We start from the raw sequence: 14603 nt of genomic DNA, 5'->3' as shown, positions 1-14603 counted from the left end.
TTTAAAGATACAAACCCGTTTCGCTTCTAAGCCCCAAAGCCTGCCCCCTTACTCCTCTTCATGCTGATGTAAAGCAAGTAAATCAAAGAGTTGTGGCTCAAAATACTCACCTTTTTCATCCCACTGCCGTAGCTGAAAAGCGAGCTTTTCTAATGAAATATGCCCCACACCAAAACGATCACGGGTTCTTTTAAGCATCTGCGCCTGTCCCAGCAAAAATGCACGCCGGTCCTCTACCTCTTTTCTTTCCCGCCGGTGCCCCCCAGGGACAAATGCAGCCAGATCACCATCGGCACGGCCAGCCACCACCATTCCATAAATAAACTCACCAATGCCAGCAGCGATAAAGAGATGTACCAGCACTGATCGGCAAATTCGAATTGAGGCATCCAGCGGGATAAAGAAGGCCAGCGACGTTTGAGTAAAGAAGCGGTGAGTTGATCATCCAGGGCATCGCGTTTTTTACGTGCCAGGCCCGTATCCAGGGCAAGCGTGACATACCACTGGCTAATCAGCGGGCAGTGCAGCCAGGGAGAGACTAAATAGCTTTGCAAATGCTCGCTCAGCTGCGTTTTAAACGCTTCGCTTAGCAAAGGCGGCACGTTGTTATTTTGCATTTCTGCATGAGAGTGCTGCACCAAAAGCGGATAGCCCGCAATCTCAGCCAGTTCACGGCGACGATTGGATAATAAATCAGGGGGAAGTGCTAATGTCGGATGATCCAGACGCACATAATTAAACAGTAAAGCTTCCAAATCAGTGAAATCCAGCGTTTTCCCCTGCTCATTTTTAAGCTGGCCACGTAAACGTGCTATTTCGGCGGAAATCAGCGCGCCAATAGGCAATGCTTCTGGTACCCAGGCAAAACGAAGTAAATTTTCTGCCTTATAAAAGGCTTCTTCATACTGGCGCGCATAGCCTTCGTAATACATATCCATTGCTTCGGCATCACGCGTTTTATCACCAGTAAGCAAAGGCATTGTTAGTGGAGAACGTTTTAAATCCAAACAAATCCGGTTGGCAATAGTTGTCAGCTCAGGCGCAATACCTGCACGGGCAAATAGGGGATCGAGCTCGCGCTTTTTTTGCCGAACCTGCTCCAAAGCCTTCCAAACACTCCATTCCGCCATTATTTTCCTGAAATACCGATTACTGTGAGATACCTAAATCTAAAAAAACACGGGGTAATAAACCCACGAAATATCAAAAAGAGTTTATTTCCGTGTTTTTTTCAAAACAGACTACTCAATACGACAAGTTTGTGAAAAATCTAAGCGCGGGTTTCTTGGATAAAGCTGGGTATCATCGCCATACCCCAAATTAATCAAGAAATTTGAACGCCATTGACTGCCAGCAAAGAAAACCTCATCCACTTTAGACTGATCAAAACCAGACATTGGCCCGCAGTCTAAGCCTAATGTGCGGGCAGCCATAATTAAATAAGCGCCTTGCAAACTGCCATTTCTTTGCACCGTGCTATTAATTGCCGCCTCATTACCTGCAAACCAGCTTTTTGCATCTGCATGTGGAAATAATACGGGCAGTTTTTCGTAAAATTCTAAATCATGAGCAACAATCACCGTGACCGGTGCTTTCATGGTTTTTTCAATATTACCTTCACTCAAGCAGGGCAATAGCCTGCCCTTAGCCTCAGCGGACTTAACAAAAACAAACCGGGCTGGTGCTGCATTAACCGAAGTAGGCGCCCATTTTAATAAATCATAAAGCTGATGCAGTAATTCATCACTGACATCACGATCCTGCCAGGCATTGTGCGAGCGTGCTTCAGTAAATAATTGGGCCTGAGTTTTTTGATTTAAAACCGAGTCCATTATTAAAGTCATTTTTTCTTCTCCTTACTTTGTAAATGAGACTCTAAAGCCTCACAAAGTTTTTCTAGAATACTGATTCGGGCCTGATATTTATTATTTGCACCAATCATATGCCAAGGCGCACGCAAGGTATTGGTACGGTCAATCATATCGCTGGCAGCCACAATATATTCATCCCACTTATCGCGGTTACGCCAATCTTCATCCGTGATTTTAAAGCGTTTAAATTCAATTTTTTCACGCTCTTCAAATCGCTTTAATTGCTCTTCCTTGCTAATTGCCAGCCAGAATTTCAACACAATGCTATTTGCAGCATCAAGCTCCGCTTCAAAATCATTAATTTCGTTATAAGCGCGCATCCAGTCCGCACGCTGGGCAAAGCCCTCCACCCGCTCAACCAGCACACGACCATACCAGGAACGATCGAAAATAGTCATCCGCCCATGCTGGGGCACATGTCGCCAAAAACGCCAAAGATAAGGCTGGGCGCGCTCTTCTTCCGTCGGGGCAGCAATAGGGACGACCCGATACTGGCGCGCATCCAGCGCAGCCGTAATCCGCCGGATGCTCCCCCCTTGCCTGCAGCATCCATGCCTTCAAAAACTAAAGAAACTGACGTATTTTTAAACTTGGGATGGCGGGTCAGCAGATTCAAACGACCTTGTAATTCTTCAAGCTTAACGGCGTAATCTGCCTTACTTAAATCACTGTCTAGCTCTAATTTATCCAAAAGACGCAAACCATCAATCGATGCCAGCAAGGGTGCAGTTTCAACACGGTTCGGCCTGGAGCTTGCCCTGGAAAAATGATGCTTAATGGCTTCTTCAACCTGCCTGCCCACAGTCAGCGAGCGGTAGTTAGCATCACTTCCTTCAATCACCCGCCACGGTGCATCTGCCAGATTGGAACGCATCACCATCGCAAGTTGCGCTTCCATGATTTGGTCATAATTTTTTAAAAATTGCCTATCCTGATCTGTCACACGCCAGGCAGTGCGATCATCAGCCTCAAGCTTCTTAATGCGTTTTTTTAACTCATCTTTGGGTAAATGCAGCCAAAACTTCAAGAGTAATACGCCTTCATCAGAGAGCATTTTTTCGAAACGGGCAATACGTTCCACTTCATGCTCAAAGTGATCGGCATAACCACCTTGCAAATAGTCCCACATTGGCCCCGCGTACCAGCCACCAAACATGAGTGCAATTTTTCCCTTGGGCGGAAGGGCACGCCAGAAGCGCCACATGGCAGGCCTTGCCTGCTCTTCGTCACTTTTCAACCCAAAAGCATGGCTTTCAATCAGCCGTGGATCCAGCCACTCCAGTAATAAATTGGCCGTTTCTGCCTTACCCGCAGTAGGCACGCCACCCAATAGAATCACGACAGGGAAATCTGCCTGCTCTTTTAATTGGTATTGCACTGCGAGCAACGCTTCACGCAATAAAGGCTCTTGCTTTTTATAAACGGCTTTATCCACTTTGTGGCCTAACTGTGCAGATTCAAACATACCCTATCCCCAGTGTTGAAAGCTCATTATCAGCCAGGAGCACAGAATTACACCAGCCCCAATATGATTTAATGCAAATGATGCGCTGACAAAGCTGCGGACGAAAAAAAAAGGAAGCAAGCTTCCTTTTTTTAAAATTACAAAGTAACTTAAACAGAAAATGATGAACCACAACCACAAGTAGTCGATGCATTTGGATTTTTGATAGTGAACTGTGAGCCCTCAAGGCTTTCAACATAATCAATCTCAGCGCCAACCAGATATTGATAGCTCATTGGATCGACCAGCAGTGTTACACCATTTTTTTCAACAGGCGTATCGTCTTCATTGGTAATTTCATCAAAAGTAAACCCGTACTGGAAACCAGAGCAGCCGCCCCCGGTTACAAACACACGAAGTTTCAGGTCCGGATTGCCTTCTTCGATAATCAGATCGCGAACTTTTTCTGCCGCAGAATCAGTGAAAACAAAAGGGATTGGCATGTCGGTCACAGTGCTCATGGGACACTCCAAAAATAGTTGACTAAAAAGATAAGGTATTATCTACCGCGCATGCTGCAACGGTCAATATTCCACAGAGCTAACGATCAGCCTTGCACTGTAGCAACACTGGCCGGATCGACTTCTTCACGTTTGCCATTGTTTAAGTACAATAACTTACCTTCGATCATTGCACCTGCATGCATTTCCAATGTTTTATAACTTAAATCGCCGATAATGCGTGCTTTTGCCTGCAATTCAACATACTGAAGCACTTCTATCGGCCCTGCAATCTCGCCATTGTGAATCAGGTGAGAGCACTGCACACTGCCTTCAATACGGGCTTTTTCGCTGATAACCAAAGTACCACTTTTAGGATCACTAGCAGAAACCCGGCCAACAACCGTACCATCAATTCTTAACCCCCCGGCAAAGCTAATATCGCCCTTCACCGTCGTACCCTGGCCAATCAGGCTATCAATTTTGGTTGAACCTTTTTTACTTTTAAACACGTTCACCCTCCTTTTTTCTGGCAGCTGGCTACTGCCTGTTTATTACTATCTGTAAAAATACGCGCTTCAAATAATTGTGGCTGTACGCCAGGAGGTAAAGTCAACTCACCTTCTTGCCGAAGATAATGGCTAAATTTCACAGGCAATGGCTCAATCTGTACATTCTGACGTTTACCATGTTCCTGGTATTGCACACTGGCCTGCAATCGCCCCACAAACTCAGTACTGCGATCCATCCCCTGCACCAGTAACAAACGATAACGCCAGCGCCCGCCACCAATAGATTGCAGCTCACAGGCACTGAAACTCACTGCCCGGTTGCGATCATTGCTTTGTAATAAAGATTCAAAAAAAGACAGTGTTTCCTGCTTTATCGCCAGCTCACTTTGCGCTGCGCTTAAAGCCCGCACCAGACCATCACGTTCGCCCTGGCCCACTTTAATTTGCTGCTCAAGCAATTGCAGCCTCGCCCGTCCCTCTCCAAGCTGCTTTGTCTGAGAGGCTAAGCGCTGCATTGCCGCACTCACCTCATAACTACTTAAAGCATGTTGATAACCTATATAAGCACCAAGGGCCAGAAAACTCGCAGCCAGGCAAAGCAAAACAACAAGACGCAACAGCCTTCCCCGCCAGCCAATAACGGGCTGCAGCGACAACCGCGCAGTCATCAGCCGCGCGCGTTGCAAACGGGAAAAGCGTTTAATAGGCACTTAAGGAAGCAAAGGCACGATATCGAGACCGGTGCCTTCGGGTAAATCAAAGAGGATATTCATATTTTGCACGGCCTGACCTGCCGCCCCTTTAACCAGATTATCGATTACAGACAGAATGACCACTGTATCACCACCTTGCGGGCGATGCACCGCAATCCTGCACACATTTGCACCACGCACCGAGCGAGTCTCAGGATGAGAGCCAGCAGGTAGCACATCAACAAACTGCTCCCCCAGGTAGCGCTGCTCAAACAGCGCCTGCAGATCCACATCCTGTGTGATTTTTGCGTACAGCGTGGCATGGATACCACGAATGAGCGGCGTCAGATGAGGCACAAAAGTTAAACCCACATCTACACCAGCAATACGGGTTAAGCCTTGACGAATCTCTGGTAAATGCCGGTGCCCTGCCACACCATAAGCCTTAAAATTATCCCCTGCTTCAGCAAATAAAGCACCCACTTCGGCTTTTCGCCCGGCCCCCGATACGCCTGATTTACAATCGGCAATCAGGCTACCAGCATCAATCACCCCGGCCTCAATCAGCGGCAGAAAACCCAGCTGCACCGCTGTTGGATAACAACCGGGATTGGCAATAAGACGCGCGTCTCTAATTGCAGCGCGATTAATTTCTGGCAGACCATACACGGCCTCTTCAACCAGATCAGGGGAGGCATGTTGCATGCCATACCATTTGGACCATTCCGAGAGATCTTTAATGCGGTAATCTGCAGCCAGATCAATCACTTTAACACCTGCATCCAACAACTCACCGGTCTGTTGCATTGCAATACCATTGGGCGTTGCAAAAAACACCACATCACACTCGGTAAGACGGGCATCTTCTGGTGTAGAGAAAGCCAAATCCACCCAGCCGCGCAGACTGGGATACATTTCGGCAACTTTCATGCCCGCTTCTTTTCGCGAGGTCACAGCTTGCAGTTTCACCCCTGAATGACGTGCCAACAAACGTAATAGTTCTACGCCGGTATAGCCTGTTCCGCCAACAATCCCCACCTTGATCATGCTGTGCCGTCTCTTTTAGTTAGGTATGCCGAATCTTAAAACAAAAAAGGCACTACTCGCCCAGACATTTCAAAAAATATAAGGAAAACCACCTGTTCAATCAAATTTCGTAAGCAGTTCACCAGGCTGAGATAACACAAAAGCCACCCGAGGGTGGCTTTTGTAGAAAGCAGTACCAGCGAATTAACGCTTGGAGAACTGTTTACGACGACGAGCGCCGTGCAGACCCACTTTCTTACGTTCAACTTCACGAGCATCGCGAGTAACAAGACCTGCGGCTTTGAGGCTGCCTTTAAGAGCTGCATCAAATGCAATCAGAGCACGAGTTACGCCATGACGGATCGCACCGGCTTGGCCAGTTTCACCACCGCCAACAACATTAACCATAATGTCGAAGGACTCGAGGTTTGCGGTCAGTTCCAGAGGCTGGCGAACAACCATGCGACTGGTTTCGCGAGGAAAGTAAGAATCAACCGGCTTGCCGTTGACTATGATATTGCCGCTACCTTTGGCTACGAACACACGAGCAACTGCGCTCTTGCGACGGCCGGTACCGTAATAGTATTTACCTACCATGATACAAATTCCTTAGTAGAAAACGCGTTAACGCTTAGATAGAAAAGGTTTTAGGCTGTTGCGCGGTGTGCGGATGTTCGCTACCTGCATAAACCTTCATCTTTTTGATCATAGCGTAGCCGAGAGGACCCTTTGGAAGCATGCCCTTAACAGCCATTTCTAGCACGCGTCCCGGGAATTTTTCTTGCATCTCGGAAAAGGTGCGCTGGTAAATACCACCTGGGTGACCAGTGTGGCGGTAGTAAATTTTATCTGTTGCTTTGTTGCCGGTTACGCGGATCTTGTCTGCGTTCACCACCACGATGTGGTCACCACAGTCTACGTGAGGGGTGTACTCAGCTTTGTGCTTGCCACGCAGACGTTTAGCGACTTCAGCCGCGAGACGACCGAGAACCATATCGGTAGCATCAACAACGAACCACTCGCGCTTAACTTCGTGCGGTTTGGCAGAAAAGGTTTTCATGACTGCTCTTCCACGTTACGATTTTGAGAAAGTCGCGGATTATATCTGTACCCGCAATTACTTGTCAAATCTAGTGACTACCCATTTCAAAAATGGGCCTAGTCTAAAAAAAACGCAACCCGTCTGGATTGCGTGAAATCCCACCAAAAAGGAGGATGGAGGAGACAACAACAAAGTAAAAAACACTCTGATGTTAGGCCCATTATCACGTGAGGCAGAAAGCATGACAAGACATATTTTGCGATGCAAAATACCAGACTCGATATTAAGCATGCTGCTCAAACAATAAATCATGCCCGAAAAACCCCGCAAACACAGAGAAAACAAAATGAAAGTACGCGTTAAATGGGTGGAAGAAGTCAGCTTTTTAGCTCAGTCAGAATCAGGCCATGCAGTGCTCATGGATGGCCCTCCGGAGGGAGGAGGAAGAAATTTAGGCCCCAGACCCATGGAAATGGTACTGATGGGCACCGCAGGCTGCTCGGCCTATGATGTCATCCACATCCTCAAAAAAGGCCGTGCAGACGTGAGAGACTGCGTTGTAGACGTGGATGCTGAACGTGCAGAAACAGAACCTAAAGTTTTTACAAAAATTCATTTGCACTACACCGTAACAGGTAAAAATTTAAAAACCGAGCACGTTGAGCGCGCCATCAAATTATCCGCAGAAAAATATTGCTCTGCATCGATCATGCTGGCAAAAAGCGTAATTATTACGCATGACTTTGTGGTGATTGAAACCCAATAAAAAACGCGCCTCTGGCGCGTTTTTACAAGCAGCTTCGTTTTATATTTTACTTTGTAACAGCCGAAGGTTTTTGCGATTTGGCATAAATCCACGCATAGGGAAGCCCTACAAAAACAGCTCCCCCCACTATATTACCCAGAGTAACCGGCAATAAATTAGCGGTAAAAAAGTGCCCCCAGGTGATATCCAGCCCAGCCAGCATCGCTGCCGGAATAAAAAACATATTGGCAATGCTGTGCTCCATGCCCAGCGCAACAAATGCCATCACGGGGAACCAGATCCCCAGCATTCTGCCCAAAGTGTCTTTTGCTGAATAACCTTGCCAGGTTGCAATACAAACCAAAAGATTAGCCAGAACGCCTCGCATAAAACTCACCATAAAGGGGTTTGCCAGTTTATGCTCCGCCACACTAATCAAATACTGGGTGCTAGGCTGCCCGGCAGGAAAAAGCTGCGTCATATGGGTAAAAGCCCATGCGGCTAAACAGGCTCCAACAAAATTACCCGAATATGAAACACACCAGACACGAAGCACCTGCACTGGCTTAAGATTTTTCCTCCACAGCGAAACCACCTGAGTTGCGCAATTTGAAGTAAACAGATCTGCCCCCGTAAGTACAACAGCGATAAAGCCTAATGGAAAAAGTGCACCAAACAAAAGTTTGGCCAGGCCGGGATTACTGGCCAGTAATTCTGTAGAGCCCCCGGTTACCACAATCGCAAGTAACCCTCCCAGCCCGATGAACGCACCGCCCAACATCGCCATCACAAGTAAACGGGAAAAAGGCAGCGCTGCTTTATTAAGCGCAGCATGATCAACATAATCAACAATCTGTTGTGGCGAATTTATTTCAGACATAGGAGGCCTCAGAGCAAAATAACGTAAATCGTGAACCAGCGTTATATCTGTAAGCCTAAATACAAATCTGTAAACAATTTACTCGTCATACATTCTATTTTAATTTGCTCTGATTTAGCTCAACCTTTAGAGCCGATAAGAAAGTGAAGTCATCACAATTGAGCTGATTTTCATGGCTTTCACAATTGGAAACGGCAAAGGGGCAGCTCCCAACTCTTCTGCTTTTTCTGCGTGATGCGTTTCATCAATATGCATCTGAGCAACAATGGCCCTGCTCTTTGCGTCCTGCTCAGGCAGCTCACGTAAATGAGATTGCAAATGAGCAGCAACCTGGCGCTCAGTCTCCGCCAAAAAACCCAAATTCCATTTATCCCCGATCACGCCTGCTGTCACACCGATCGCCAAAGAGCCTGCATACCACAACGGGTTCAACAGGCTTTTATGGCCACCTAAATCTGTGATACGCGCCTCGGTCCACGCCAGATGCTCGACCTCCTCATGAGCAGCTTCACGCAAAGCATCACGGGTAGCCGGATCACGCGCCGTTAATGCCTGCCCTTGATACAAAGCCTGCGCGCACACTTCACCACAATGATTAACCCGCATCAGGCCCGCAGCATGCTGCTTTTGCGCCGTACTCATTTCAATATCAGCAACAGCTGCATCAGGGTGAGGCCGCACGCTCTGGGCAGAAGCTGCCAGGGTACGTAAAACGGTATCAAACTCGGAAATAAGCCGGTCTAGAGAAGGTAATTTCAACATGAGGGTATCGATCCATAGAATGCTGCGATTTTACCCCATAAACAGGCATAAACCACGATAATTACAGAGTAAACCAAAGGGCAATACTGGATTTGCGCGGGGTAACGAGCGCTAACGGCGCGTGCTATAATTGCGCAAAATTTCGCCCTTTTTAATCACACACTTGGGAAAACACGATGAAACGTCTTGTTGTTGCAGCAAGCCTTGTTCTGGCCAGCGTAAGTGCTTTTGCCGCCAACCCGCAGGTTGAATTAATCACATCTAAAGGCAAAGTAGTGATCGAGCTTTATCCGGAAAAAGCCCCGCTCACTGTGGCAAATTTCTTGCGATATGTTAAAGACAAACAATATGACGGCACTATTTTTCACCGCGTAATTCGTGATTTTATGATTCAAGGTGGTGGCATGGATGAGAAAATGGCCGAAAAGCCAACTCGCCCGCCGGTTAAAAATGAAGCAAAAACAGCATTTGAAAAAGGTTTAAAAAATGATCGCGGCACCATCGCGATGGCCAGAACAGCCAATCCTGATTCAGCCACAGCACAGTTTTTTATTAATTCAAAAAATAACGACTTTCTAAACTACCCGGGCCAGGATGGCTTTGGCTACACCGTATTTGGCAAAGTCATTTCCGGCCTGCCGGTGGTCGATCAAATCAGCGTTAGCCCGACAGCCGCTGGCGATGTACCAGTAAACACCATTACGATTCAATCAGCCCGCGAGCTTGGCAAAAAGTCAGGCCAATAACCCTTTAAAAGGAAACATCATGAGCAATGTAAAACTCACCACCACTTTTGGCGATATTATCGTTGAGCTGAACGCTGAAAAAGCTCCGATTACCGTAGCTAATTTCTTGCAATATGTTGAAGAAGGCCATTACGACGGCACGATTTTCCACCGCATCATTAATGGCTTTATGGTGCAAGGCGGTGGTTTTGCACCGGGCATGGACGAGAAGAAAGAAGGCCGTGCACCGATTAAAAATGAAGCCGCTAATGGCTTGAAAAACGACGCCTACACCCTGGCAATGGCACGCACTCCAGACCCGCATTCTGCTTCTTCGCAATTCTTTATCAATGTTGCTAACAATGATTTTCTGAACTACCAGAGTGCAACAGCGCAGGGGTTTGGCTACTGCGTATTTGCCAAGGTAATCGAAGGAAAAGAAGTGGTTGATCAGCTAAAAGCCGTCAAAACCGGCAGCAAGGGCTTTCACCAGGATGTGCCAAAAGAAGATGTATTGATCATTAAAGCTGAAGTTTTAGCTTAATGCTTTTAGGTGCTGGCCAAAGCCAGCACCTCCCACTGCTTCACCTCGCAAGCCATCAAATTTAATGCCATCTTCCATTTTATTTATTTCCGACCTTCATCTCTCCCCAAACGATCCGGCAACGACAGCGGCTTTTCACGCTTTTTTACAGGGGCCAGTATGCGCAGCCGGCGCCTTGTATATTCTGGGGGATCTATTTGAATTCTGGATTGGCGACGATGGCCTGAATGAAGCATTTAATACCGAAATTGTAACGGCAATTGCCCAATTGGCCAGTCAAGGCATCAAAGTTTTCTTTTTAGCAGGCAACCGTGATTTCCTACCGGGCGCACGCTTTGCATCTGCGGCAAAACTGAGCATACTGCCTGATCCCAGCCTGATTCATCTTCATGGACAAACGCTGCTGATTAGCCACGGAGATGCGCTTTGCACTGATGATCTCGCTTACCAGCGCTTTCGCCGCATTGTCAGGCATCCCCTGGTACAAACCCTGTTTCTGGCCCTGCCGAAACGCTGGCGGCAAAGCCAGGTTAAAAAACTGCGCCAACGCTCTAAAGCTTCCAATCAAATAAAGCGCAGTGACATTATGGATGTTAACCCGAAAGCTACAGAGCAACTGATGGCACAGCACCACGTCCGGACACTGATTCACGGCCATACCCACCGCCCCGCCATGCACATACTCCCGCAAGGACAGCGCTGGGTCTTACCGGACTGGTATCAGGGGCAAGGCGGCTATTTAAAGCTGGAGAACAACACGATCAGTATGCACCGACTGGATGGTTCGCCATTTTGATGGGCTGACTTAATCTGCATCAACCTTAAGCCACACCTGATACTGCCGCTGCCCTTTAGAAAGCGAAACTGTTGTGGCTATCTCGCCAGCCAATACCCACTCCCCCAATCGGGCAGAAACATCACTGCCCATCTGATGCATAACGACACTCCCATCACGCTCAAACCGGCTGCTTTTTGGGTAAATGCGTATGTGAATGGTATCACCCACTAAACGGGGCTCTGCCCAAAACCCGCTCGCAGCCGTTTGCCACTCTCCCGTAAAGCCTGAGTGCCAGACTGGCACAAAGCGCCCGCTTCCCAGCTCTATCATGGCCCTGCCACCATCCATTACACGCAGGGTTTGCAAAAGCTGCTGAGAAGATGCCTGATCATAAGCAGAAACGTGTACGCCGCCTTTTATTCCCTGACCAGATACAACCACCCGCCCATCCAGCGCCAATTGTGCGGATGACGCGCTATCCCGCTGCTGCACGCTGATTTGTAAACGGCGGCTGGGCTGATCCAGTTTGCGCGCCATAGCGGCAATCCGATCAAAGCTGGCCTGGTCTGCGGCACGAATCAATAATTGCCCTTGAATCCCCTGGATTGATGCCTCAGGGAAAGCTGCACGTAATGCAGGCACAAGTTCATCAGGCACTTTATGCTGCAAGGCCAGCGTATCAAGCTGATCTGCAAAAGCGAGAGATGACAACAAACCAGCCAGCAGACAAAAACGCATAAGCCCTCCTTGCATCACAAAGGCAGGAGTAAACACACAGCCTGAGCCTCAACCGCTTCTGAAGCACCAACAGGACCCAGTTTCTCGTACGTTTTCGCTTTAACATTAACCAGCCCAATTGCCACACCCAAATCACTGGCAATATTGGCCACCATCGCGGCAATATGTGGCGCCATTTTGGGCTGCTGGATTAAGATAGATGCATCCACATTGCCAATTTGCCAGCCCGCCTCCCGTACACGGCGCACAGCTTCCCGCAGTAAAACACGACTATCAGCCCCTTTAAACTCAGTAGCTGTATCAGGAAAATGGCGGCCAATATCACCCAAGCCAGCCCCCCCCAGAACCGCATCGGTAATGGCATGCAGCAGAGCATCAGCATCTGAATGACCCAACAAACCCTTATCAAAAGGGATATCCACCCCACCCAGAATTAATTTACGCCCTTCTACCAGACGATGTACGTCCCAACCCTGACCTATTCTCATTTTTTATCCTAACCGGCCTGCCGCCAAGATTAACTCGGCCAGGCGCAAATCTTGCGGGTAAGTGACTTTTAAATTCCACGGGCTGCCCATAACCAATTTAGGCTGTAAACCAAGTTTTTCTAAAGCACTGGCTTCATCAGTAATATCCGGCCCCATCCCTATCGTCAAGGCATGAGCCAATTGCGCTATGCGAAACATTTGCGGTGTCTGGGCCTGCCATAAGCCCTCCCTTGGATGGGTATGTGCAATATGCTGACCCGCCTGTGCCAGCTTTAAGGTATCTGCCACCGGCACAGCCAGAATACCACCGACAGGATGATTAACCAGCTCAACAATCATTTGACTGACCAGGGCAGGATCCAAACAGGGCCGAGCAGCATCGTGCACGAGAACCCAGTCATCAGAGCCCTGCAAAGCAAGTAGGCCATTCAGGACCGATTCAGCACGGCTGGCCCCGCCACAACGCAATACTTCTAGCCGCTTAAATTCGCACCAATCAAAACTATCCCACCATTCATCCTCAGGCGAAATCACCACCACAATCTGATCCAGCTCGGCCACCTTAGATAAAGCAGATAAGGTGTGCCAAATCAGCGGTTGACCCGCCAGATCAAGGTATTGCTTGGGCGCCACTGATGCCATCCGTGAACCACTGCCTGCGGCGGGAATCAGCGCAATCATTCGCCCTTTTCCATCTGCCGCCACAGGCACTCGCCCTTTACGCTTTTATCCAGTGCCGCAAGATAAGCCTCATGCTCGGCCCGCTCTTCCGCCGTTGCCCTGACAATGCGTAAGGGCTTACGATTACTTTTGGCAAAAGCCAAGGCCGCGTCATTTCCTGCGTAGGGATCAAAATCAATGAGCAGGCTATCTTGGCCACGGGTCAGGCCCAGATAAACTTCAGACAATAATTCGCAATCGATCAGCGCGCCGTGCAGCGTACGATTACTACGATCGATATCAAAGAAATCACACAGAGCATCCAGATTATTACGCTTGCCCGGCCGCTGATCTTTGGCCATCACCAGCGTATCAATCACATTGTCCACATAATCGCTAAACTTGCCACGCCCAATTTGGCCCAGCTCCATATTCAAGTAGCCCACATCAAAGGGGGCGTTATGGATAATAATTTCGGCGCCACCTACAAAATCAAGAAATTCATCAGCAATCTGGGCAAAAGTAGGCTTATCCGACAAAAACTCGGTGGTTAAGCCGTGCACATTCAAAGCGCCTTCTTCACTATCCCGGCCCGGATTGATATAGCAATGAAAATGCCGGTCTGGCGATGATAAGCGCCGGTCTATCATTTCTACTGCAGCAATTTCCAGAATACGGTTGCCGTCTTCAACCCGCAGGCCGGTTGTTTCGGTATCAAGAATAATTTGCCGCATCAACCACGCCCCTGCGCAATTTCCACGCCCTTATTGGCCAATTGATCTGCACGCTCATTGCCTTCGTGCCCAGCATGCCCTTTTACCCAGCACCATTCGATCTGATGCTGAGCCTGGGCCACATCCAGCTCACGCCATAAATCGGCGTTTTTAACCGGTTGCTTGGCTGCCGTTTTCCAGCCGTTTTTCTTCCAGCCATGAATCCATGTGCTGATACCATTTTTAACGTACTGCGAGTCAGTCCAGATCACTACTTCACAGGGGCGGCTTAAAATGCCCAGTGCTTTAATCACGCCCATCAATTCCATGCGATTATTAGTCGTGTCTAACTCACCGCCACATAATTCTTTTTGTTTATCGCCATACTGTAACCAAGCTCCCCAACCACCGGGGCCGGGATTACCTTTACACGCACCATCGGTGTAAATCACTACTTTATTCATTCTTTCTATCCTGGAAAAT

General features: G+C 48.3%; 20 protein-coding genes and 1 pseudogene. 4 read left to right on the top strand and 17 right to left on the bottom strand.

Going from position 1 to position 14603, the window contains the following annotated elements:
- Positions 1-48 precede the first annotated feature (48 nt).
- From EJO50_RS17200 to rplM, 10 genes and pseudogenes are all read right to left on the bottom strand, one after another.
- Positions 49-198, bottom strand: a complete 150-nt coding sequence (locus tag EJO50_RS17200; protein ID WP_164521523.1) for a hypothetical protein — start codon at positions 196-198, stop codon at positions 49-51.
- A 35-nt stretch (positions 199-233) separates the two neighbouring features.
- Positions 234-1130 (bottom strand): hypothetical protein, encoded by an 897-nt coding sequence (locus EJO50_RS14845; RefSeq protein ID WP_125975448.1) that lies wholly within the window; start codon positions 1128-1130, stop codon positions 234-236.
- A gap of 111 nt (positions 1131-1241) precedes the next feature.
- Entirely contained in the window at positions 1242-1844 is a 603-nt protein-coding gene (locus tag EJO50_RS14840) for a malonic semialdehyde reductase (protein ID WP_233702110.1), read from the bottom strand.
- Positions 1841-3336, bottom strand: a pseudogene (gene pap / locus EJO50_RS14835) (polyphosphate:AMP phosphotransferase). Before pap ends, EJO50_RS14840 begins: the two are co-directional and overlap by 4 nt.
- A 149-nt stretch (positions 3337-3485) precedes the next feature.
- Positions 3486-3836 (bottom strand): iron-sulfur cluster insertion protein ErpA, encoded by a 351-nt coding sequence (gene erpA, locus EJO50_RS14830; protein ID WP_125975446.1) that lies wholly within the window; start codon positions 3834-3836, stop codon positions 3486-3488.
- An 86-nt stretch (positions 3837-3922) separates the two neighbouring features.
- Entirely contained in the window at positions 3923-4327 is a 405-nt protein-coding gene (locus EJO50_RS14825) for a bactofilin family protein (RefSeq protein WP_125975444.1), read from the bottom strand.
- 2 nt (positions 4328-4329) lie between these two features.
- A complete protein-coding gene (locus EJO50_RS14820) occupies positions 4330-5037 on the bottom strand; it encodes a DUF6776 family protein (RefSeq protein ID WP_125975442.1) in 708 nt (235 codons plus the stop codon).
- Complete coding sequence (gene argC, locus EJO50_RS14815; RefSeq protein ID WP_125975440.1) at positions 5038-6066, bottom strand: N-acetyl-gamma-glutamyl-phosphate reductase; 1029 nt, start codon at positions 6064-6066, stop codon at positions 5038-5040.
- A 183-nt stretch (positions 6067-6249) separates the two neighbouring features.
- Positions 6250-6642: a 30S ribosomal protein S9 gene (rpsI, locus tag EJO50_RS14810; RefSeq protein ID WP_125975438.1), complete on the bottom strand. Its 393-nt coding sequence runs from the start codon at positions 6640-6642 to the stop codon at positions 6250-6252.
- A gap of 34 nt (positions 6643-6676) precedes the next feature.
- A complete protein-coding gene (rplM, locus tag EJO50_RS14805) occupies positions 6677-7105 on the bottom strand; it encodes a 50S ribosomal protein L13 (protein WP_099399337.1) in 429 nt (142 codons plus the stop codon).
- Positions 7106-7433: 328 nt separating this feature from the next.
- On the opposite strand from rplM, the gene EJO50_RS14800 reads away from it, so the two are divergent.
- Entirely contained in the window at positions 7434-7853 is a 420-nt protein-coding gene (locus tag EJO50_RS14800) for an OsmC family protein (protein WP_125976554.1), read from the top strand.
- A 46-nt stretch (positions 7854-7899) separates the two neighbouring features.
- On the opposite strand, the gene EJO50_RS14795 is transcribed toward EJO50_RS14800, so the two are convergent.
- Both EJO50_RS14795 and coq7 read right to left on the bottom strand, forming a co-directional pair.
- Positions 7900-8712 (bottom strand): formate/nitrite transporter family protein, encoded by an 813-nt coding sequence (locus tag EJO50_RS14795; RefSeq protein WP_125975436.1) that lies wholly within the window; start codon positions 8710-8712, stop codon positions 7900-7902.
- 126 nt (positions 8713-8838) lie between these two features.
- Entirely contained in the window at positions 8839-9474 is a 636-nt protein-coding gene (gene coq7, locus EJO50_RS14790; protein ID WP_125975434.1) for a 2-polyprenyl-3-methyl-6-methoxy-1,4-benzoquinone monooxygenase, read from the bottom strand.
- 176 nt (positions 9475-9650) lie between these two features.
- Here coq7 and EJO50_RS14785 point away from each other — a divergent pair, with 176 nt between their 5' ends.
- The 3 genes from EJO50_RS14785 to EJO50_RS14775 all read left to right on the top strand — a co-directional run bounded on the left by EJO50_RS14785 (position 9651) and on the right by EJO50_RS14775 (position 11539).
- On the top strand, positions 9651-10220 hold the full coding sequence (locus EJO50_RS14785; protein ID WP_125975432.1) for a peptidylprolyl isomerase: 570 nt from the start codon (positions 9651-9653) through the stop codon (positions 10218-10220).
- A 19-nt stretch (positions 10221-10239) separates the two neighbouring features.
- Positions 10240-10743, top strand: coding sequence for a peptidylprolyl isomerase (locus EJO50_RS14780; protein ID WP_125975430.1), 504 nt, complete (start codon positions 10240-10242; stop codon positions 10741-10743).
- 64 nt (positions 10744-10807) lie between these two features.
- Positions 10808-11539, top strand: coding sequence for a UDP-2,3-diacylglucosamine diphosphatase (locus tag EJO50_RS14775; protein ID WP_125975428.1), 732 nt, complete (start codon positions 10808-10810; stop codon positions 11537-11539).
- A 9-nt stretch (positions 11540-11548) separates the two neighbouring features.
- Here EJO50_RS14775 and EJO50_RS14770 read toward each other — a convergent pair whose 3' ends face one another.
- From EJO50_RS14770 to rnhA, 5 genes are read right to left on the bottom strand one after another with little or no spacing between them, the layout of a single operon-like run.
- The gene (locus tag EJO50_RS14770) at positions 11549-12259 is read right to left on the bottom strand and encodes a hypothetical protein (RefSeq protein ID WP_125975426.1); all 711 of its coding nucleotides are present in this window, start codon (positions 12257-12259) and stop codon (positions 11549-11551) included.
- A 14-nt stretch (positions 12260-12273) separates the two neighbouring features.
- The gene (gene ispF, locus EJO50_RS14765; RefSeq protein WP_125975424.1) at positions 12274-12747 is read right to left on the bottom strand and encodes a 2-C-methyl-D-erythritol 2,4-cyclodiphosphate synthase; all 474 of its coding nucleotides are present in this window, start codon (positions 12745-12747) and stop codon (positions 12274-12276) included.
- Positions 12748-12750: 3 nt separating this feature from the next.
- Positions 12751-13428: a 2-C-methyl-D-erythritol 4-phosphate cytidylyltransferase gene (gene ispD, locus EJO50_RS14760; protein ID WP_125975422.1), complete on the bottom strand. Its 678-nt coding sequence runs from the start codon at positions 13426-13428 to the stop codon at positions 12751-12753.
- A complete protein-coding gene (gene dnaQ / locus EJO50_RS14755) occupies positions 13425-14141 on the bottom strand; it encodes a DNA polymerase III subunit epsilon (protein ID WP_125975420.1) in 717 nt (238 codons plus the stop codon). The genes ispD and dnaQ overlap by 4 nt, the downstream gene beginning before the upstream one ends.
- Entirely contained in the window at positions 14141-14584 is a 444-nt protein-coding gene (gene rnhA, locus EJO50_RS14750; RefSeq protein ID WP_125975418.1) for a ribonuclease HI, read from the bottom strand. Before rnhA ends, dnaQ begins: the two co-directional genes overlap by 1 nt.
- Between the last annotated feature and the right edge of the window lie 19 nt (positions 14585-14603).

Origin of the sequence: Iodobacter ciconiae, from assembly GCF_003952345.1 — a bacterium.
Taxonomy (GTDB): Bacteria; Pseudomonadota; Gammaproteobacteria; order Burkholderiales; family Chitinibacteraceae; genus Iodobacter; species Iodobacter ciconiae.
The sequence above is the reverse complement of the archived record's forward strand: the minus strand, read 5'-3'. Positions and strand labels throughout refer to the sequence as shown.